This window comes from Vagococcus allomyrinae, assembly GCF_017829975.1.
Taxonomy (GTDB): Bacteria; Bacillota; Bacilli; order Lactobacillales; family Vagococcaceae; genus Vagococcus_D; species Vagococcus_D allomyrinae.
The window spans coordinates 257,266-278,333 of sequence record NZ_JAEEGA010000003.1 but is presented as its reverse complement, the minus strand read 5'-3'; the positions used below and the strand labels follow the sequence as shown (position 1 = coordinate 278,333).

20 protein-coding genes are annotated in these 21,068 nt (G+C 40.5%); 15 read left to right on the top strand and 5 right to left on the bottom strand.

Annotated features, from left to right (window positions below; all coding sequences use genetic code 11):
* Window positions 1–11: 11 nt before the first annotated feature.
* Window positions 12–464: a MarR family winged helix-turn-helix transcriptional regulator gene (locus I6N95_RS06795; protein ID WP_245249282.1), complete on the bottom strand. Its 453-nt coding sequence runs from the start codon at window positions 462–464 to the stop codon at window positions 12–14.
* Between the two features lie 717 nt (window positions 465–1,181).
* Between I6N95_RS06795 and I6N95_RS06790 the strand changes: the two genes are divergently transcribed.
* From I6N95_RS06790 to I6N95_RS06770, 5 genes are all read left to right on the top strand, one after another.
* Window positions 1,182–1,628 (top strand): MarR family winged helix-turn-helix transcriptional regulator, encoded by a 447-nt coding sequence (locus I6N95_RS06790; RefSeq protein ID WP_209525982.1) that lies wholly within the window; start codon window positions 1,182–1,184, stop codon window positions 1,626–1,628.
* The gene (locus tag I6N95_RS06785) at window positions 1,628–4,009 is read left to right on the top strand and encodes an ABC transporter ATP-binding protein (protein WP_209525980.1); all 2,382 of its coding nucleotides are present in this window, start codon (window positions 1,628–1,630) and stop codon (window positions 4,007–4,009) included. Before I6N95_RS06790 ends, I6N95_RS06785 begins: the two co-directional genes overlap by 1 nt.
* Before the next feature lie 16 nt (window positions 4,010–4,025).
* Window positions 4,026–5,864 (top strand): ABC transporter ATP-binding protein, encoded by a 1,839-nt coding sequence (locus I6N95_RS06780; RefSeq protein WP_209525978.1) that lies wholly within the window; start codon window positions 4,026–4,028, stop codon window positions 5,862–5,864.
* A gap of 244 nt (window positions 5,865–6,108) precedes the next feature.
* Window positions 6,109–6,486 (top strand): arsenate reductase/protein-tyrosine-phosphatase family protein, encoded by a 378-nt coding sequence (locus I6N95_RS06775; RefSeq protein WP_209525976.1) that lies wholly within the window; start codon window positions 6,109–6,111, stop codon window positions 6,484–6,486.
* A 272-nt stretch (window positions 6,487–6,758) separates the two neighbouring features.
* The gene (locus tag I6N95_RS06770) at window positions 6,759–7,274 is read left to right on the top strand and encodes a hypothetical protein (protein WP_209525974.1); all 516 of its coding nucleotides are present in this window, start codon (window positions 6,759–6,761) and stop codon (window positions 7,272–7,274) included.
* Window positions 7,275–7,375: 101 nt separating this feature from the next.
* On the opposite strand, the gene I6N95_RS06765 is transcribed toward I6N95_RS06770, so the two are convergent.
* On the bottom strand, window positions 7,376–7,975 hold the full coding sequence (locus I6N95_RS06765; protein ID WP_209525972.1) for a histidine phosphatase family protein: 600 nt from the start codon (window positions 7,973–7,975) through the stop codon (window positions 7,376–7,378).
* A 592-nt stretch (window positions 7,976–8,567) separates the two neighbouring features.
* Between I6N95_RS06765 and I6N95_RS06760 the strand changes: the two genes are divergently transcribed.
* The 5 genes from I6N95_RS06760 to I6N95_RS06740 all read left to right on the top strand — a co-directional run bounded on the left by I6N95_RS06760 (window position 8,568) and on the right by I6N95_RS06740 (window position 12,488).
* On the top strand, window positions 8,568–9,041 hold the full coding sequence (locus tag I6N95_RS06760) for an S-ribosylhomocysteine lyase (protein ID WP_209525969.1): 474 nt from the start codon (window positions 8,568–8,570) through the stop codon (window positions 9,039–9,041).
* Between the two features lie 11 nt (window positions 9,042–9,052).
* Window positions 9,053–9,823 (top strand): SDR family oxidoreductase, encoded by a 771-nt coding sequence (locus tag I6N95_RS06755; RefSeq protein ID WP_209525966.1) that lies wholly within the window; start codon window positions 9,053–9,055, stop codon window positions 9,821–9,823.
* 15 nt (window positions 9,824–9,838) lie between these two features.
* Window positions 9,839–10,717, top strand: coding sequence for a MetQ/NlpA family ABC transporter substrate-binding protein (locus tag I6N95_RS06750; RefSeq protein WP_209525964.1), 879 nt, complete (start codon window positions 9,839–9,841; stop codon window positions 10,715–10,717).
* Window positions 10,714–11,427: a 5'-methylthioadenosine/adenosylhomocysteine nucleosidase gene (locus I6N95_RS06745; RefSeq protein ID WP_209525962.1), complete on the top strand. Its 714-nt coding sequence runs from the start codon at window positions 10,714–10,716 to the stop codon at window positions 11,425–11,427. Before I6N95_RS06750 ends, I6N95_RS06745 begins: the two co-directional genes overlap by 4 nt.
* Before the next feature lie 152 nt (window positions 11,428–11,579).
* Entirely contained in the window at window positions 11,580–12,488 is a 909-nt protein-coding gene (locus I6N95_RS06740) for a LysR family transcriptional regulator (RefSeq protein WP_209525960.1), read from the top strand.
* Between the two features lie 50 nt (window positions 12,489–12,538).
* Here I6N95_RS06740 and I6N95_RS06735 read toward each other — a convergent pair whose 3' ends face one another.
* The 3 genes from I6N95_RS06735 to I6N95_RS06725 form a co-directional block, all read right to left on the bottom strand.
* Window positions 12,539–13,714, bottom strand: coding sequence for a 5-methyltetrahydropteroyltriglutamate--homocysteine S-methyltransferase (locus I6N95_RS06735; protein ID WP_209525958.1), 1,176 nt, complete (start codon window positions 13,712–13,714; stop codon window positions 12,539–12,541).
* 111 nt (window positions 13,715–13,825) lie between these two features.
* Complete coding sequence (locus tag I6N95_RS06730) at window positions 13,826–14,743, bottom strand: LysR family transcriptional regulator (protein WP_209526122.1); 918 nt, start codon at window positions 14,741–14,743, stop codon at window positions 13,826–13,828.
* 36 nt (window positions 14,744–14,779) lie between these two features.
* A complete protein-coding gene (locus I6N95_RS06725) occupies window positions 14,780–15,190 on the bottom strand; it encodes a DUF1801 domain-containing protein (RefSeq protein ID WP_209525956.1) in 411 nt (136 codons plus the stop codon).
* Window positions 15,191–15,450: 260 nt separating this feature from the next.
* Here I6N95_RS06725 and I6N95_RS06720 point away from each other — a divergent pair, with 260 nt between their 5' ends.
* From I6N95_RS06720 to I6N95_RS06700, 5 genes are all read left to right on the top strand, one after another.
* Window positions 15,451–17,496: a BglG family transcription antiterminator gene (locus tag I6N95_RS06720; RefSeq protein WP_209525954.1), complete on the top strand. Its 2,046-nt coding sequence runs from the start codon at window positions 15,451–15,453 to the stop codon at window positions 17,494–17,496.
* 21 nt (window positions 17,497–17,517) lie between these two features.
* Window positions 17,518–17,799: a PTS sugar transporter subunit IIB gene (locus I6N95_RS06715; RefSeq protein WP_209525952.1), complete on the top strand. Its 282-nt coding sequence runs from the start codon at window positions 17,518–17,520 to the stop codon at window positions 17,797–17,799.
* An 18-nt stretch (window positions 17,800–17,817) separates the two neighbouring features.
* Window positions 17,818–19,182, top strand: a complete 1,365-nt coding sequence (ulaA, locus tag I6N95_RS06710) for a PTS ascorbate transporter subunit IIC (RefSeq protein ID WP_209525941.1) — start codon at window positions 17,818–17,820, stop codon at window positions 19,180–19,182.
* Between the two features lie 12 nt (window positions 19,183–19,194).
* Entirely contained in the window at window positions 19,195–19,905 is a 711-nt protein-coding gene (locus I6N95_RS06705; RefSeq protein ID WP_209525939.1) for a transaldolase, read from the top strand.
* A gap of 136 nt (window positions 19,906–20,041) precedes the next feature.
* Window positions 20,042–20,989 carry a sugar-binding transcriptional regulator gene (locus tag I6N95_RS06700; RefSeq protein ID WP_245249280.1) on the top strand — a complete coding sequence of 316 codons (948 nt, stop codon included), beginning with the start codon at window positions 20,042–20,044 and terminating at the stop codon, window positions 20,987–20,989.
* The last annotated feature ends 79 nt before the right edge of the window (window positions 20,990–21,068 follow it).

The window sequence follows — 21,068 nt, the reverse complement described above, 5'->3', positions numbered from 1 at the left end:
CTATTATTAAGTTAAGCATGATTATCAATTAAGTCAGTGGCGTGAGTTAGAAATCCTCCGATAATTTCTAATTGATCAGGCGATAGCTGATCAATGTAGTCAACTAATTGCTGGTCATACTGTTGATGGTATTCTTCATGGAGGTGATAAGCATGTTGACCAGAGTCAGTGAGAAAAAGGCGAACTCTTTTCTTGTTGTCTGCATCTGGTTCTTTTAGAATGAAGTCTCTTTTTTGCAAAATCCCAATGGTCCGATGAACAACTGCGCGAGTGATTCCCAATTTGCGAGCCAGTTCTGAACAATATATTCCAGGGAAATCCCCAATCAGTTTGATCGTGTGGATTTCTCCACGGTAAAACGTCAGCTCTGGGCTGCCAAAATCAAGAACATTCGTTTTACTATTGGCTATTTTTTCAGTCAAAGTGACAAAGGAAGTGACGATCGTTTGTTGCGGTGTTGCCATAGTGTTAACCTCCATATGGATAATAGTAGTTATGATGTCATCCTAGCATACAACTTGATTGTATGTCAAGCTGACAAAGATGGAGGTCTTACCATATTCCGTTGGAAAGCTGTGTAAAATAAGCGTCCTAGAGAGGTAATGGTTTGATCAACCCACTGTATTGATGAACATACGACAGAAGATTGGCTGTTTATTTTAGGTAAATATGATATTTGACGGATGATGTCTTTTCTTCTTATCAGTGGTTTATTTGCAAAGATGAAATTACGCTCTGAGAATGTCGCTATTTTTGATAGAAAGACTGTCTTGAAATGAAATTAACCTAAACGTTACCTTTGTCACTATCAGTTACGGTAGTTATGTCAATTAATTCGAATAAGGATTTGGAAAAAAATTCTCAAACGATTTCCCTTGATTTGGGCGTTAAGTTAAGGAGAGAAAGAGTTATTTTATATTTTACGAAGAGTGGTTAGTTGTCTTTTAAAACGGTTTAGGATTGTATGATTGAATGGTCAGATCGGTAATAAGATAATGATCATTTTTTTCTGTTTTATAATGATTGTTTAAGAAAAGTAAATTAAACCGCCTTCATTATTTTTTTTAGTTCATTACTGTTGACATCGCTATTCATCTAGGTTAATATCAAACAGTACTAGTTACTAATAGTGTTAGCAATTAATGGTATTAGGAACTAATTTTGAATAAAGGAGGAATCATATGGCTTTTGCAGAAGAGGCTGAACGTGAACTTATTCGCTTGATGGTTGAGAATCGCCACGGGGCTTTTAGCAAAATTGAAAAGAGTCATCAAGGTGAAACGATGGTCATGAAGTTTCTCGATATTCTTGAAAAACCGACCAGTCCGAAACACATCGCTGAATCACTCAATCTTTCTAGCGCCCGAATTGCTGTTTTATTAGGAAGTTTAGAGAAAAAAGGGCAGATTGTCCGAAATATGGACCCAAATGATCGCAGACGAATCAATGTTACCTTGACCGAATGTGGCAAAAAACAGGCAAATACAGAAAAGAAAAAAATGAGTGACAAAGTGATTGCAGTTTTCAATCAAATGGGTGAAGAAGATACAAAGAAGTTCGTCGAGCTGATAACAAAGTTCATAGACTACTCCCATAAATTACCCGTGAAAGAGGAAGGTGACCAATAGTGAAGATTTTTAAACATCTTGGCAAATACTGGTACGCCGTCATCGTAGTTCTTGCGCTTTTGTTCGTACAGGCACGTAGTGAGTTAAGCTTGCCAGGTTTAACATCAGATATCGTTGACGTCGGTATCCAGCAAGGAGGGCTAGAAAACGCCACTCCAGAAAAAATTAGAAAAACAACCCTTCAAGGAATTGAGATGTTCATGACCGCTGCGGAGAAAGAAATCATTGAAAATAATTATAAACTAACCACTCAAACCATTGATGGTGAAAAAGTTGAGGTTTATCAATTAGCTCTTCAAGATGGTATGACCAAAGAGAAACTGGCAGACATTTTTAATCTACCGATGATGATGCTAGCATCTTCTCAATCAAAAGAGTCTTCAAATGGCAGTCAAGCTCAAGAAATCTTAGAAAGTTATTCTGCGTTGGCTACCGATGGTGCTAAAGCCAAAGCCCTTGGGGAAGAAGCCAAGGCTTTAGGCGAACAAGCCCAAGCAGCTGGCGAAGCGGCGGCAGCTGCTACCGATCCTGCAACAGCAGGTGCTAAAGCGGCTGAAGCTCAATCATTAGCAGCTGAAGCCCAAGCTAAAGGCGAAGAAGCTCAAAAGTTAGCGGACTCTATTCAAGCAACAGTCGATGGGATGCCTGAAAAAGTGAAAGCGGCTCGTCAGGCAACGACTGAAGAATTAGGCGATTTAGGCGCTGATTCGATGAAAACAGTCGGGATTCAATTAACATTGGCTGAATACAAAGCCCTTGATATGGACACTCAAAAAATCCAAACGGATTACATGATTAAAACAGGTACTCAAATGATTTTACTGACATTGGTTGCGGCAGTCGCGGCGATTATTGTCGGGTTAATTGCTTCATTAGTGGCCGCAGCAGTTGGCCGGAATTTACGTGTTGGTCAATACGAACAAACCCTTAAATTTTCGAATACGGAGATGGAAAAATTCTCTCCAGCTTCCTTAATCACTCGTAATACTAATGACATTCAACAAATGCAAATGGCAATTGTGATGATTATGCGTATTGTGTTGTATGCCCCAATCCTTGGTATTGGTGGGATTTATGAAGTATATAAAACAGGAACCGGCATGGGCTGGATTCTTGGGGTAGCAGTTGGAGCGGTTCTATTATTAGTGGGAACGCTACTGATTGTGACGATGCCGAAATTTAAAGCTTTACAAAATTTAGTCGATAGAGTCAACTTAGTCTCACGTGAAATTATCACAGGGTTGCCAGTCATCCGCGCGTTCTCGCGAGAAAAGTTTGAAGAGAAACGCTTTGACAAAGCTAACACGGATTTAATGAAAACTCAGCTATTTGTCAACCGTTCAATGTCAATTATGATGCCAGTTATGATGTTAATGATGAATGGTATCTCCGTCCTAATCGTTTGGGTCGGTGGTCATAATATGGACATGGGACAGCTTCAAGTTGGTGATATGATGGCCTTTATTACTTACACCATGCAAATTGTTATGTCATTTATGATGTTGTCAATGGTCTCAATTATTTTACCCCGTGCGAATGTTGCGGCTGGTCGTGTGGAAGAAGTGTTGGAAACAGAACCAACCATTGAAGACCCTGCTCAGCCAAAAGATGATCATGATTTCAAGGGTGAAGTGAAATTTGAAGCCGTGAAATTCCGTTATGGAGATGCTGATGAGGACGTGCTTCATCACATTAACTTTACAGCGAAACCTGGCCAAACAACTGCCTTAATTGGTTCGACAGGATCAGGGAAGTCGACAATTGCCAACTTGATTCCACGTCTCTTTGATGTGACTGGTGGTAGGATAACGATTGACGGTGTAGATGTTCGTGAAATGAGTTTGCATAAATTACATGAAATCATTGGGTTTGTGCCGCAAAAGGGTGTGCTATTTACCGGCGATATTGCCTCAAACATTAAATTTGGTGATGCTGATATTTCTGATGAGCAAATGAAAAAGGCGGCTAAAATTGCCCAAGCAGAGGAATTTATCAATTCCAATGACAAAGGCTATAGTCGTGAAATTTCTCAAGGCGGTACCAATGTATCTGGGGGACAGAAGCAACGTCTATCAATTGCCAGAGCTTTGGCCAAGAATCCGAAGATTTTGATTTTTGATGATTCGTTTTCAGCCTTGGATAATAAAACCGATGTGGCGTTAAGGCAAGCTTTATCTGAAAACATTAAAGAAGCCACTCAAATCATTGTTGCCCAAAAAATCTCAACCATTCTCAATGCCGACAATATTATCGTCTTGGATAAGGGACGGGTTGTGGATCAGGGAACTCATGAAGAATTAATGCAATCATCGACTGTCTATCAAGAAATTGCTCAGTCGCAACTAAGCAATGCTGAATTAGGCATCGAAGAAGCCGAATAAAGGAGGAGCGAATATAATGCCAGAAAAAAAACAAAATCGCCCTCGTGGCGGCGGACCTGGACAGATTGCGCCAGTAGAAAAAGCGAAAGATTTTAAAGGAACCATCAAAAAATTAGTTTCCTACTTGGGAGCTTATAAAATTCCTTTGTTCTTCGTTATCATCTTTGCTATTGCGTCAACGATCTTTAATATTTGGGGTCCTAAAATACTGTCAAAAGCTATTACAGAGTTATTTAACGGGTTAATCAAAAAATATCAAGGAACCGGTGGTATTGATTTTGATAAAATCGGAGGCATCCTCCTATTTATGTTAGGGTTATACCTAGTTGCGTCACTCTTTGGGGTTATCCAAGGATGGATTATGTCGACGATTTCTCAAAAAATTACCTATCGCATGCGGAAAGAAATTTCTGAAAAAATTAACCGCATGCCGATGAACTATTTTGAAAGCCGGACAACCGGTGAAGTATTGTCACGGATTACCAATGATGTGGATACACTAGGACAATCGCTGAATCAGTCGATTACCCAACTGATTACATCAGTCTTTACCATCATAGGGGTCATTGTGATGATGCTGTCGATCTCCGTTAAGATGACCGGTATCGCAGTTTTGATCGTACCAATATCCTTTATTTTGATCATGATTGTGGTAAAAAATTCTCAAAAATACTTTAAGACACAACAAGAGTATTTGGGTGTGATCAATGGGAAAGTCGAAGAAACTATCGGAGGCTATAATATTGTCCGCCTGTTCAATGAAGAAGAAAATTCGTTAAAAGATTTTAAAGAACAAAACGATATTCTGTTTAAATCAGCCTGGAAATCACAATTTCTTTCTGGTTTAATGCAACCTATCATGAACTTTGTTGGAAATCTAGGCTATGTTGCGGTGGCGATTGTCGGTGGGATTATGGCTTACAATGGCTCGATCACAGTGGGAGACATTCAAGCTTTCATCCAATATGTTCGAAACTTAACCCAACCGATTGCTCAGTTGGCTCAAGTTTCAAATATGTTGCAGTCCATGGCTGCAGCGGCTGAACGTGTCTTTGAATTCCTCGGTGAGGATGAAGAAGATCAGCTAGCTGAAAACCCCGTTATGATCGACAAAGCAAAAGGCATGGTGGATTTCGAACACGTGCACTTTGGTTACACACCAGATAAAATTATCATCAATGACTTTAGTTCACATGTGGAACCAGGCCAAATGGTGGCGATTGTGGGACCAACTGGTGCTGGTAAAACAACCATGGTAAAACTGTTAATGCGGTTTTACGATGTGAATACTGGGGCAATTAAAATCGACGGTTACGATATCAAAGACTTTAACCGTGCAGATTTGCGTAAAAATATCGGGATGGTTCTTCAGGATACTTGGCTCTTCAAAGGAACGATTATGGACAATCTTCGTTATGGTCGCTTAGATGCGAGTGATGAAGAAGTCTATGAAGCTGCGAAGGCAGCCCATGTCCATCACTTTATTCAAACCTTACCTGGCGGTTATAACATGGAGTTAAACGAAGAGTCTTCTAATATTTCTCAAGGGCAAAAACAATTGCTGACGATTGCTCGCGCGATTTTAGCAGAAAAACCTATTTTGATTTTGGATGAAGCTACATCTTCTGTTGATACTCGGACTGAGAGTTTGATTCAAGAAGCGATGAACAATTTAATGGCTGGTCGAACCTCTTTCGTGATTGCCCATCGTCTTTCAACCATCAAAGATGCGGATAAGATTCTTTATATGCAAGATGGTGACATCAAAGAACAAGGGACACACGAAGAATTGCTAGCGGAAGGTGGCTACTACGCCTCTCTATACAATTCACAATTCGAAGAAGTTGAAGAATAAAAAATAGTACTAATGTAACTGATACGCGACTTTGTAAAAAGTTGTGTATCAGTTTTTTTTGAGAAAGCTAAATTTGAAATTGCCAAAATGGGTCTGAAAAGACTCGGTATTTGAGCGCAAACGAGGAATAATTGCGGTATAAGTTTAAGTTTGTAGAATATTTATTAAGGATGGCCTAAAAAAAGTTGACACGAACGTGGAATTTATTGTAAGTTAAGGACAGAAAGAAATGTGGGGGAAGTAAATGAAACTACTCATTGTTTGTCAGGGGAATATTTGCCCTTCGCCAGCGGCTCATTATTTATTAAAGAAGATGCTTGCAGAAGAGGGCAATGACACGATTCAGATAGAATCTGCTGGTCTTTTAAAAGAAAGCAGTGGTAGAAATATTCATCCTAAAATTGCGAGAGGGTTAAAATGGTTTGGGTGTGAGGCTAGCGGTCATCAGTCTGTGTTTATTGGTGATAAAAAATTAGAAGAGTACAGTTATTTATTTACCAGCGTTTCCAATACTGAAACAGCACTTAGTGTAGCCGACTCTATTTACACGAAGAAATATTGGCAAAGTGTTCACAGAATTCATCGTCTGTCTAAAGCGTGGGTGGCTTTTTTGAAGGAATAAAAGAAAGAATACTGGCGATTTATCGTCTTTTTATTAAGTAGGTGATAATTTATTAAATAACGATCGTTTGCAAGCGTGAAAAAAGTAAATTTCTGATTTTTAAGGTATAATTTGAATGGCAAATAATGTACTAATTTAAAAATGGGAAAGGAATTTTTGTCAATGGTTTGGGTTTTGTCTAAGAGGGGGAATAATATAAAAAACGGTCATTTTGGGGAGAATGAACAGTTTAGGGTTTTAGAGATAGTTAAAATGAATATGAGGGATTGAGAATGGACAATACAATTTTAGCAAAAATACCTGAAGAAACACTTTTAGAAATTTACACCGAAAAAATCACGGATCAAATTAATAGTTGTTACTTGCTTGATTTTGATGAAAAGATGTATGTGACTCAGACATTTACCAAAGAAGGAGCAAACAACGGCTTTATCATAGGTAAGATAAACGATATCACTAAAATCCGCTATGATACCCTTTATCTTGCAAGATTTGATTCCCCAGTCATTAATTATCTTAGTACTTTTGAAAAAGAGATTTACTTAGATGTCGATCGATTATTGTCTTATCACTTGGAGAAGGATCGTTTTTTAGGCTTGGAAATTGGCGAAAAGAGCAGGGTTTACGGAAGAATTCAAAGAGTGGAAAATGACTATGTTTTTTTTAATGAATATTCCAGTGATTATTTTAATAACGGTATTTCGATATTTTGTAAGCAGGAGATTAAATTAATCGAAATAGAAAGCTCCGAAATTGCATTGCTTGAAAAATTAAAGTATGAAGATTAGTTTTTTTTATAAATAGTGTCCTAAGCCGCCAGCCGCCGTCAATAATTGACAGCGGCTGGCTTATTTTTTTAGGGAGTCGGAGCGAATTTTTTGTTGTACATTTAGTCAAAAATGGCATAGGTTGTAAATGCTTGATTCCTATTAAGGGTAAAGGACTCGATATTCACACAATGATTTCCGTCAAAGCTCATTTTAACGATCCAAGGCATCATCGCTTTAATAGCGTTAAACTCGGCAAAGCCAAACTTTTGATCATAGTAATTGATAATTGTCGATAGAGCTGTGCCGTGAGTGCCAATAAGCAGAGTTTTTTCTGAGTAGTCTGTTAAAAGAGTGCTCATTACCCGGATCGATCGAGATTGGACCTCTGCCAGAGACTCGCCATGTTCAAGTTTAAATGAAAAATCCTGCCATTGACGATAAGCAAACGTCGGAAAATCAGTCAGCCATGTGTCGGAGACTTTGCGCTCTCTTAAATCATCAATAGTGGTAATAATCGTGTTTCGAGATTGTGCAAGGGGCCAGATAGTGTCATAAGCGCGCTTAAAGGGGCTACTGAACATCAGATCGATCGGGATTTGGTGAAAAAATGCGATTAGTTTTTGACAGTCTTCTTTTCCTTGGTTGCTTAAAGGGCGAGTAGCATCATCATGAACAGTAAAATCTGGTTGAGCATGTCTGACGAAATAAATGGTGGTCATGTTTATCTCCTTTGGTGTAACTCAGATTGAGTCGCGCTAGTAGTAAGGTCGTTGCCGTTAAATGGTTAAGTTGTTACTTCTCTTTATTGTATAACATGGAGAGCAATAAGTCATTCTTCGATTCTGAGTGGTATTTGCTAAAGAGGAGCGAAAGATTAGTTAAGGGGATGTAAATCAAAAAAAGAAATTAAAATTGACATATCTTTTTTTTGTAGTATACTTTAAAAAAATAGTTATAAATTTTGAATAGTTATGCATGGAAGAGAAGAGTAGGTCAAGGATGTTAAGAAAGAGAACCCGGTACGGTGAGAAAGGGGCTTAACTGATTGAGTGAAGATGAGCTCTGAGCAACCACAAGGTTCACGCCTTTTGGTCGGTAGCAACCGTTATCTTGCCGAGTTTCAACAGGAACTGACGAGATGTTATTTGTAAAGATAACATGAATAAGGGTGGTAACGCGAAATTATTTCGCCCCTTTGTATTTGCGTATAATGCGCAAGTTCAAAGGGGCTTTTTTGTGTGTTGCGCTGAAAGGAGAACAAGCTAACTAGTCATAAATGTAAAAAAAGAAAATGCAGAGGAGATAGTTATCATGGCAGAAGTAGAAAGTTTTACACTGGATCACAACAAGGTGATTGCCCCGTACGTTCGGGTGATTGCAACAGAAAAAGGACCAAAGGGAGATATTATTACGAATTATGATTTACGTTTTGCTCAACCTAACCAAGCAGAAATTCCTACAGGTGCCATTCATACGTTGGAGCACATTTTAGCGGCCTCACTACGAGATCGTTTGGCAGGTATCATTGATGTGTCGCCATTTGGTTGTCGAACAGGGTTCCACTTAATTGTTTGGGGCGAGATTTCTGCTACGGATGTGGCCATCGCATTAAAAGAAACATTAAAGGAAATCGTTGAGGAAATCGAATGGTCAGATGTTCAGGGAACAGACGCAAAAAGTTGTGGAAATTACAAAGATCATTCGCTGTTTTCGGCAAAAGAATGGGCAAAACTAGTGTTGGCTCAAGGGATTAGCGATTTACCATTTGAACGACATATCGTTTAAGGAGTGAAGAGATGGTTTTTTCTGAATTAAAGGGAAAAGTTGTTTTGATTGTTGGTGGGGCCCAAGGGATAGGCGCAGCTATTCGCCAGACCTTTGTTGGGGAAGAGGCCATCGTTTTGGATGCGGATATTCAATATCAAGCGGGCTTGACGAAAGGAGGAGATGGCGCTTATGAAACCCATGTCAATGTGGCTGAGGAAGCTTCGGTTAAAGTCTTAGTAGAGACGATCACAGCCCAGGGATTAATTCCAGATGTTTTTGTAGCTGTCGCAGGAATTTCAACGATGGATTTTTTAGTGGAAAGCCAAACTGCTGATTTTGATAAGGTCTTGCGGGTTAACACGCGAGGTGTCTACTTGTTGTGTAAATATGTCGTAAGAGAAATGAAGGCAGCTGGTAAGCAAGGCCGCGTTATATTATTAGCTTCGCAAGCAGGGAAAAATGGTTACCGTGGCATGTCGGCTTATGTGGCTTCAAAGCATGCGGTTCTTGGTCTAACTAAAACCTTGGCCATAGAAGTTGCCGTGGACGGGATTTTAGTTAATGCTGTTTGTCCAGGAATTATCGAAACCGAGATGAAATGGCGAGAGCGGGTTGAAGGCGGTCAATTACGGGGAATGACAGCTGAGGAAGTAGCGGCGGAAGATCGTTCTCAGGTCCCCTTAGGTCGAACTGGTGAACCGGCAGATGTTGCCAATGTGGTGTTGTTTTTAGCCAGTCCTTTGGCTAGTTATTTAACGGGTCAAGCAATTAATGTAACGGGTGGTATGACGATGCACTAGAAAGAGGGAAATAGTATGAAAAAGAGACTTTTCGGGATAATTGTCTTAGGGGCAGTCGTATTATTAGCTGCTTGTGGGAAACAAACTAAGGAAGACACAGCAGAAGGAGCCGCAGCGGAAAAAAAAAGTAACATTGTTATTGGTTCTGTTGGCGGTGATGCGGAAATATGGAAGTTTATTGCGGCATCCGATTTGGCGGAAGAAGCCGGTTTGGAGATTGAGGTTAAAGTGATTGATGGTGGCCCGTTGTTAAACACAGCGACTGTTGAAAAACAAGTAGATGTTAATGCCTTTCAATCGTTGGGCTATCTGGTGAGTTTTAATCATGACAGTCCAGATGAAAAATTGGTTCCGATTGCGACAACTTATATTGAGCCGATGGGAATTTATTCAGATAAGTTTAAGTCCATTGATGAGATTGAAGATGGGGCGATTGTGGCAGTTGCTGATAATCCAGCCAATACAGCTCGGGGATTGCGGTTGTTGGAAGCTTCTGGCTTAATAAAGCTCGCTGAGGATTTTGATAATGGCACAGGTACTCCGTCTGATGTGATTGAAAACCCAAAGAACTTGGAGTTTAAGTTAATCGATGACACGACTGGGCCACGCATTTTGCAGGATGTTGGTTTGGCTTTGATTAGCAATACGGTGGCTTTTGAAGGTGGTTTAAATGTTTTAGAAGATGCTATCTTTAAAGAAGAAGTAGACGATAATACTAAATCGAGTATCAATGTTCTGGTCACAAGGGAAGACCGTCAAGATGATCAAGAGTTACAGAAATTAGCTGCCTTATTTCACAGCGAGGAAGTCAAAGACTATATCAAAGAAAATTTTGGCGGTACTAAGATCGATGTTCAGGAAGACATTAGGCCTTTGTGGGAGGCAGTTCAATGAGAATAGCCATAGCCGCTGCAATGGAAGAGGAACTTTGGCCTTTTCGCACTTCTTATCAAGTGGAGACTCGCTTTCACCAAGGGAAGATCAAAATTGAAGAAGTCATTCATCAGCAAAATTATCAGCTTTTTTTAGTGGAAACAGGGATTGGCAAGGTCAATGCCGGCAGTGCAGCAGCGATCTTGTGTGAGCAGTTCGCACCAGATGTCATTGTCAATACTGGCTCTGCTGGAGGCTTTTCTGACCAACTCTCAGTTGGTGATGTGGTGGTTGGTACATCATTTCGCTATAGTGATGTGGATGCCACCGGTTTTGACTATGAATTGGGACAAGTGCCTCAAATGCCAGCCAGTTACGATGTGAGTCAGGGATGGCTAGCTCTGATTGAGCAACTCCCGCAACCAGCTTCATATAAGCGAATCAAAGGCTTGGTTGTGACAGCCGACTCTTTTATGAGTAATCAAGGACAGGTCAAACAAATCAAAGAGGCCTTTCCAAAAGCTTTAGCCTCAGATATGGAAGGGACGGCGATTGCTCAGGTGGCAAGTTTCTATCGTATTCCAGTATTAAACATTCGAGGGATATCTGATATTGCCGGGACAGATGCGCCTCAAGCCTTTGATGCTAACATTAATTTGGCAGCCAATCACGCTTTTGAACAGACTCAGTTGTTGATTCAAAAGGCAGTTGAGGAAAACGTGACTAACTAACCATCATCATTCAGGAGCCAAGTGATTGCGTAAAAGCAGTTATTTGGCTTCTTGAGTACCTAAAATACTTGTTAATTTGTCCGTCTTAATCAGGTATAATGAGGTATCAACCTGTCATTAAGTTAACTGACAGAGACTAGGGGATAAACAGCATGAACATTCAACAACTAAAATACATGGATTCCATTGTTAAATACGGTACGATCAATGAGGCGGCTAAGGCACTTTTTGTGGCGCCTTCAACCATTTCGACAGCTATTAAAGATTTGGAAGAAGAAATCGATTTGGCTATCTTTTTGCGCTCCAAGCGGGGGATGAAGCCGACGGAAGAAGGGGCCGAATTTATTGAATATGGCCGACAGGTCTTGGCTCAGTTGACATTGATCGAAGACACCTATGTCAACCGTAAATCACGAAAGAATCGTTTTTCTGTTTCCAGCCAACATTATGATTTCGCCTCTGAAGCATTTGCCAAGTTGATCAAGGAATCCACCAGTGACAGTTTTTCTTACCGCTTTTTAGAGACCGATACGAAAAAAGTTATTGAAGATGTGGCCAATAATATTAGTGAGATGGGCATTGTTTACATTAGTGAGTTTAATTCAAAAGTGTTGTATCGACTCTTTGAGCGAGAAAATTTGAGGTCCACTAGTTTGTTGGAATTTCAGCCTCATGTTTACGTGGGGAAAGCCCATCCTTTGGCAAAGGAAAAGCTGGTAACCTATCAGCAGTTAAGCAATTATCCTGCAATTACCTTTGAACAAGCGGAAGATAGCAGTCACTTTTCTGAAGAACCCCTTGAGTTACAAAATCATGCTAAAAAGGTGATTGTGAGTGATCGGACTAGCGCTATTAATATTTTGATCGGCTCTGATAGCTATTTGACTGGCTCAGGAATCATGAGCAGTTCGATTACTCGCGATGTTTTGTTTTCAATTCCAATTGATAGTATCCAGCAACATCAAATAGTTTGGATTCAAAAACAGGAAGGACACTTGTCAGCGTTAGGAAATCGTTATATCGAGTTACTCGAAAGCACACTAAACGATCGAACTGCTTAAAATAGATTAAAAGCCAATTGACAATTTTAGACTTGTCAATTGGCTTTTTATTATCCCCAAACTTCTTTGGCCACGTCTTTAACGAAGGCAATTTTTGCCCATTGTTGTGCCTCAGTGAGAATGTTGCCTTCTTCAGTTGAAGCAAATCCACATTGGGTGCTCAGGCAAAGGCGCTCAAGAGGCACATATTTGGTGGCTTCCTGTATGCGCTGGATCACGTCTGCGGCTTCTTCTAACTCTCCGACCTTCGAAGAGACCAAGCCTAAAACCACAAATTTATCATTAGAAACATGAGCCAGAGGCGAGAAATCTCCAGAACGTTCTGTATCAAATTCCAGATAGTAGGCGCTGACGTTTTCTCTGGCAAATAAGACATCTGCGATTGGCTCATACCCACCGCTTGACGCCCACGTGGAATGATAATTTCCGCGACACACATGAGTGGTCATGATTAAATCTTTTGGTAAATCCAAAAGAGCGGCGTTATTAACAGCTAAACACTGTTCTGCCATCAGATCAATTGCTTCATTTCGAATAGGAGTGACGTGTTTGCCACACGTACATTGATGAGCGTCTGCTTGCAGTCCGTTGCTCGAGTATGTTGGATCGACCATCATGCCCCAAGTGCAATCGTCTAGCTGAATATTGCGACAACCACGATCGTATAATTCACGGAATACTTGTTGATAAGCTGCGGCAATATCAGCTATCAAGTCTTCCTCGTTAGGATAAAAGGCAGTTGTAGCCGATTGATTGTCAGGTCGCTGTAACTCTTTTAAGAATTGGGCAGGCGCGGGAATTGTTTGTCGTGGAGTGATCCCAACTTCAGCAAATTGTTGCAGAAAAACAAAATGATCAACAAAGGCATGATTCTCTCCTGTGATTTTGCCAGTTAAGCGGGCACTCTCAGCTCGAGTCACCTCACCGTTAAATTCATACCCTTTTTCAATGGCGACTTTTTCAACCCCATTTAGCTCCCACATGAAATCAAGATGCCACCAGCTGCGCCGGAATTCACCGTCTGTAATAACTTGCAAGCCAGCTTCTTTTTGTTGCTGGACAAGATCGGCAATGGCCTTATCTTCCAGTTGCGTCAATCCTTGTTGATCTATTTTACCAGATGCAAAATCAGCCCGGGCTTGTTTTAAGGACTCTGGTCGTAGGTAACTGCCCACCACATCGTAGCGGAAAGGCGGTAGTGGTCGTAGGGATAGTTCTGTCGTCAATCTAATCACTCCAATTCTTGTAGTTAAAGTATTATAGCCTAAAAGAAGCCTTATTAAGTAATACAAAATAAGAATAGCTTGTTATCGGTTTTATTGATAACAAGCTATTTCTTATAATGTCAGTTGAGTGTCTTCTAAAACACTTGTCAACTTATGAATATAAAGTTCTCCCAAACGACTTAATTGTGTTTTAGCATTGGCTATCCAGCCGACTTGAATCACTTCGTCCACTTTTAAGGGAATTGCCACAATATTGGTTCCGTTTAAGGCAGTGCTCAAAATACCAGTTGAAATGGTATAGCCATTTAAGCCGATCAGTAGATTAAAAAGCGTGGCTCGGTCGCTAACGCGAATTGCTTTAGGGTGAGCAATGGTACTTAAAATTTCTTCGGAGTAATAAAAAGAATTATAGACGCCTTGATCAAAAGAAAGGTAAGGATAAGCCTCTAAATCTGCCAAGGTCACAAATTCCTGTTCCGCTAATGGATTGACACTGCTGATAAAGACGTGAGGTCTGGCTTCAAACAAAGAGTGAAAAACTAAATGATGTTCTTTCAGTAATTTTTCAATCACTTTACGATTAAAGTCGTTCTTGTAAAGAATCCCAATCTCACTCCGTTGATTTTTAACATCATCGATAATTTCATGGGTTTTAGTTTCACGCAAGGTGAATTCATATTCATCCCCACCAGCCGTTTGAATAACTTCTACAAAGGCATTAACCGCAAAAGCGTAATGTTGAGTTGAGACAGAAAAGAGGGATTTTGCTGGCTTTTTGTTTAAATAGCGTTGTTCTAGCAATTGTGTTTGTTCCACAATTTGGCGGGCATAACCGAGAAACTCAATGCCGTCAACCGTCAGGGAAATCCCCGTGTTAGTGCGGATAAAGAGATCAATCCCGATCTCATTTTCCAGCTCCTTAATCGTCGTGGAAAGGGTAGATTGAGAGATGTATAAATGCTTAGCAGCTTTATTAAAAGAGCCGGCTTGGACGACTTCAATCATATACCGCAATTGTTGAAGCTTGATATGAAAAACCTCCTTTTTGTTTAATTAGCTGAACCTCTAGGAGGAAGCCGTGTTTTGCTTATGATAGGTTAAGGCAGCTTTGATGCAGAAGGTTAATTCCGCAATGGGAAGGGGATCCTTAGGCGCTAGGATAATTCCCCGATTGCCAGTAAAAGTCAGACGGTCGCTAAATAACCCTCTAAAAGTCTCCACTAAGGTCGTTTGGCAATGAAAAAAAATGGCAATATCTTGAGTGTCTGTCAGACCTAATCTAAAGGGGCTTCCGGCTTTTTTTGAGGTGGCATAAGACGGTTGTCCCCATTTTAAACTTTCATTCAGCCCACCAATTGAGGGCTGTTCCTTGGCAATGCTAAAAATCAATTCACGAATTGCCAGTAAAGAGTGTTGACAATGAGCTGGGTATTGATTAAAGGTTGCTTGAACTTGAGGATCGGTAAAAGGTGTCATAGTGGGGCCTCCTTCGCTATTGGTTAATTATCATTATATCAAAGATGGTTCCAAGGAACAATCGGAGCAAAAGAGGGAAAACAGGGATGGAAATGAAGCATTCTGCTATCCTTGTGAGCTTGATTTAAGCTAAGATAAGGCATGTTTGATAGGATGACCCCAGTCTGAGGCGTTAGTCGATCTCTCAGATAGGGCTCAACAAGCGTGGTTATCGAAAGCGTTTTATTGTAGGATGAAAGTGTAAGTGAGGGGATTGAATAATGTTTAATCACGAAATTATTTTTTTTATTGAAGCTTTACTTGCTGACGAAGGTCAATCTGTGCGGGATATTGCGCGAAAACATAATATGTCGCGCAAGAAGTTATGGTATGAAATGAACCAATTAAATGGAGCTTTGGCAACGGTTAAGGCACCAACCTTTCAGCTTGCTGATGGGCAATTGGTCATACCTCAAACGTTTAAAGAACAGTGGCCAGACGTTAAACAGTCATTATCAAGAAGAGAGGTGTTTATCAAGGAAGAACGATTGTATGTGATGATTCTGTACGTTTTTATTCGGCGAGAGGAAGTGTCTGGTCATCATTTTCAAGATTTACTGCAATTAAGTAAGAACTCCGTGTTGGAAGAAGTGAAAAAGTTGAAAACGTATGCCAAAGATTTTCACTTGGACTTTCAATATTCGCGACAAAAAGGTTATCACTTTGTTGGTGATGAGCGTCATATCCGCCAGTTAACCGAGCATGGGATTAGTCAATTATTGCAATTAAGTACAGGTGAGTGGGCGTTGGAACTGGTCTTTAGTATGTGGCAAAAAAAATTGAATATCGAAGAAATTCACCTTGAACTTCAGCGTTTAACAAAGCCTTTTCGGGTGAATTTCGTGGAAGAACGATTATTGGAAATTCTCTACTTGCTGGCCTTTATTAAAGAGGAAGAAGTCAAAGAGACCTTAACCTATCCTCAGCAAACACTGATGGAAATAATGAATCAACCGCTGTATCAGATCGGTCAAGTAATTGCTGATGAGTTTTCAATGGTTAAAAATGTTGAAGAGGCCACCTTTATTACCATTTGTTTACTCGGTGCTTTACAGGGAAATAGTCATTTGGTTGATAACTGCGGGTTAGGTGAGATCAATAGTCAAGTAATCCAACGGGTACAAGCATTGATGGGAACTCAGTTTGTTTCCTTGAGCAGTATAGAAGAGTCCTTGTTTGAACATTTGGTGCCAGCTTATTTTCGGATAGCCTACGATATTGCTCTAGAAAGTCCTTATACAGCTCAGATAAAAAGTCAATATGAAGAGCTTTTTTATCTAGTAGCCAAAGGGTTGGAGCCCTTTGCCAACTTTTTAGGGAAACCCATTCCGGAAAATGAAGTGGCGTATTTCACGATTCACTTTGGTGGCCAGTTAGAACGGCTAAAAACAGAGCAACAACCCTTAAGAGCTCTGGCGATCTGCCCTAACGGCATCAGTTCGTCACTGATCTTAACCAGCAATTTAAAGGAAATCTTTCCGATGATCACGTTTCACCGCGTTCATCAGTTGGATTTGGTAAAAGACATTGCGGTCGAGGATTATGACATGATCTTTTCGACGACTTATTATCAAACCACTAAAAAATTGTACATTACGAAACCTATTTTAAATTATGTGGAAGTTCAGATGCTTAAGTCGAAAGTGCTAAGGGATTTTGATTTAAGCAACTACACGCGAGAGTTAAGTGTTTACGACATTTTGGAAGTTGTCGCCAAGCATGGGGTTATCACTAATGAAAAAGCGTTATTTGAGGAATTATCAGCGCGGATGTTTGGAACAAATTTGTCGCTAAACGAAGGAGGAAAAACGTTGACGGAATTATTGAGTAAAGAATTTATCACCTTAACAGATCAACACTACAACTGGAAGGAGGCCATTGCTAAAGCCACGGAGCCATTGTTGTCAAAGGGGTACGTGACACCCGATTATATTGATGCGATGATTGCTAGCACGGAAAAAACGGGCCCGTATATCGTATTGGCGCCAAAGGTAGCTGTTCCTCATGCGCGACCTGAGGAAGGGGTCAATCAGTTAGGAATTAGCTTGCTGCGCTTATCTCAACCAGTGGATTTCAATTTAAATGAACCCTATGATGAGGAACGATTGGTCCAATTGATTTTTGTTTTAGCAGCTGTTGATAATGTGAGTCATTTGACAGCTCTAAAGCAGCTATCTCAAATTTTAGAAGAAGAGTCTACGATTGAGGCCTTAATCGCCGCCACCAGTATTGAAGAACTGTATGACACTATCAACAATTATTTATAAAACAGAGAGAAGGTTATTAAAATGATTAAAGTTGTAACCGTATGTGGCAATGGAATTGGCAGTAGCTTGATGTTAAAAATGAAAATCGAAGACATCGCGAAAGAACATGGCATTGAAATAGTGGCCGAATCGATCGATTCAAATGGCGCTCTAGGCAAGGAGGCTGATTTATTTGTCACGGTCAAAGAATTTGCGGATATTTTTACAGGAGATCAGAAAGTTGTGTTTACTCGCAGCTATATGAACAAGAAAAAAATTACCGAAGATGTATTGCCGACATTACAGGAATTAGCTAATCAATAAAAAGGGAGATGATGGAGAATGTTTGTACTTGAGTTTTTTAAGGATGTTTTAAGTGAGCCGGCAATTTTGATGGGGTTAATTGCCATGGTAGGCCTGATTGCTTTAAAGTCACCAGGGCATAAAATTTTGACGGGAACGCTCGGCCCGATTTTAGGTTATTTAATGTTGTCAGCCGGGGCTAATGTCATTTCGTCTAATTTAGATCCTTTGGCGAAAATGATCGAATTCGGTTTTAATATCAAGGGAGTTGTGCCCAATAATGAGGCGGTAACCTCAGTGGCTCAAGAAGTCCTTGGGGTTGAAACGATGACCATTTTGATTTTTGGACTAATTTTTAATGTGTTAATTGCGCGCTTTACTCGTTACAAGTACGTTTTTTTAACTGGTCACCATAGTTTCTTTATGGCATGTCTACTATCAGCTGTTTTAGGTGCTATTGGTTTAAGTGGCTGGCAGTTAATTCTCGTTGGCGGTTTCTTCCTAGGCGCTTGGAGCGCTATTTCACCTGCGATTGGTCAAAAATACACCTTGGAAGTAACAGACGGTGATGAAGTCGCCATGGGACACTTTGGTAGTGTTGGTTACTATTTGTCAGCCGCGATCGGCAAAGTGGTAGGAAAAAACAGTAAAAGCACGGAAGACATTAAGGTTCCTGAAAAGTGGAGTTTCTTGCGGAACACAACCATTTCAACTGCTTTGACGATGGTCATCTTTTACCTAGTGTCTGCGATTGCAGCTGGTCCAGACTTTGTCTCAACCTTAGCTGATGGCAAGTCTCCGTATTTATATGCGATTATGTGCGGGTTGCAATTTGCTGTAGGGGTGACGGTGGTTTATGCAGGGGTTCGGATGATTTTAGCGGATCTAATACCAGCCTTCCAAGGGATTGCCACGAAAGTGATTCCTAATGCTGTGCCAGCAGTTGATTGTGCAGTGTTCTTCCCATATGCACCAACGGCAGTCATTTTAGGGTTTGTCAGTAGCTTTGTTGGTGGTTTAATCGGGATGTTTGTGCTAGGTGCAATTGGCGGAGTGCTGATCATTCCAGGCCTAGTGCCCCACTTCTTCTGTGGCGCAACAGCTGGTGTTTATGGCAATGCCACAGGTGGCCGTCGAGGTGCGGTTGTGGGAGCGTTTGTCAACGGGCTGGCTTTGGCGTTCTTGCCAGCTTTGTTGTTACCAGTTCTTGGCAATTTAGGCTTTGGTAATACCACTTTTGGTGATGTGGACTTTGCTATTATTGGGATATTGCTTGGGAAACTAGGTGAATGGTTAGGAACGGTTGGCATTTATGGCATTGTGGCCGTCGTCTTGGTCGTGTTAATTTTACCAAGCATCTTAAAGCCGGCTCCGTATGCTATTAATAATAAAACAGAAGATTAAAGGAGAATAACGATGACTGATTTAAAGATAAAAATTTATTCAGATGGGGCAGAGTTAGATAAGATGATTGCCGATTATCAAGGAGGGCGAGCTAAAGGCTTTACGACCAATCCGACATTGATGAAAAAAGCAGGTGTTAAAGATTACGTTGCTTTTGCGAAAGAGGCGTTAAATGCTATTCCTGATTTACCGATCTCTTTTGAAGTGTTTGCTGATGATTTTGAGACCATGGAAAAAGAGGCGCTTAAAATAGCCAGTTTTGGTGATAATGTTTATGTGAAGATCCCAATTGTCAATACTAAAGGGGACTCGGCGATCCCGTTGATTAAGCGTCTATCCAGTCAGGGCTTATCGCTTAATATTACGGCGATTATGACGATTGAACAAGTCACCGAGACAGTGTCAGCTTTTTCGGAAGGCACAACAAATGTTGTCTCAGTTTTTGCTGGTCGGATTGCCGATACAGGGATTGACCCGCTGCCAGTGATGACAGAAGCCGTTGCGATTTGTCACAGTAAAGCTGGAACAGAGCTTTTGTGGGCGAGTACTAGAGAATTATTAAATATTTTTCAAGCCAATCAAGTTGGCGCTGACATTATTACAAGTCCTCCAGAAATCTTAGCAAAAATGAGTATGGTTGGCATGGATTTGAACCAGCTTTCCATTGAAACAGTTAAAATGTTTAACCGTGATATTGAAGCATTAGGTTTTACTATTTTGTAGACGACTATTTATGAAAGTGAAGGAGCCCCTTAGTGGTCACCTTCACTTTTTTTCACATTTGTGACCACTACTTAACAATTGAATTAAAGACTCGTTTATGCTATATTTTGACTATTGAGAGATGGAGGAATAAGGAATGGACGAAGATAAGTTACTCGTTAGAATTGCTGAGATGTACTATCAAGAAGATAAAAATCAAAGTGAAATTGCTAAGGCTTTAAATATTCACCGCACAACCATCAGCCGATTACTGAAACGTTCTAGGGAAGAAGGCATTGTTAACATCAGCATCAATTATGATTTGGCAGGGACTTACTCACTGGAAAAGAATTTAGAAACACTTTTTTCTTTAAAAAAGGCCATTATCGTGCCAGTTGGGAATGATGTGAGTCGGGAAAATAAAGAGAAGTTAATTGGCAAAGCCGCTGCTGATTATCTAGGAAGTGTTGTGACGAATTCGATGAACATTGGCTTTTCTTGGGGACAATCGATGGCAGCGATGGTTGAAGAACTGAAGCCCATGCACACTGACAACATCACTTGTCTGCCAATGATTGGCGGACCTTCTGGCAAGTTATCAAGTGAATACCATGTGAATACCATCGCCTATGTAGCGGCTAAAAAGATTGAAGGCCGTGCGTTAATGATCGATGCGCCAGCCATCCCTGAGACGATTGAGTTGAAAGAAGCGCTGATGGAGAATGGCTTTAATCAGGAATTATTGGCTTTGTGGAATAAATTAGACATTGCCATCTATGGGATTGGCAGTCCGCATCTCAGCAAACGAGAGATCTGGCAAGCTTTTTATGGGAAAAATTTTTTAGACGAACTGGCCGAAAAAGAAGTCGCAGGGTATGTGGTGTCTCGTTTTTATGACAATCAAGGCCAACCTGTTAGCAGTCAATTAGATCAAAAAATAATCGGCATTGAGTTAGCTCAATTGAAAAATGCTAAAATTCGTATTGGCATAGCGGAGTCCACTGAAAAAGCCCGAGGGATTTTAGGCGCTTTAAATGGCGGCTATTTGACAACACTCGTTACGACAGAAGAAACCGCTAAAGCTATTCTGGCGTTGCTTAATTAATAAAGAGAAATCGTTAACGTGATAAGTTAACGATTTTTTTTCGCACAAATGTGATTTATTTTTAAAAAACGTGAAAAAG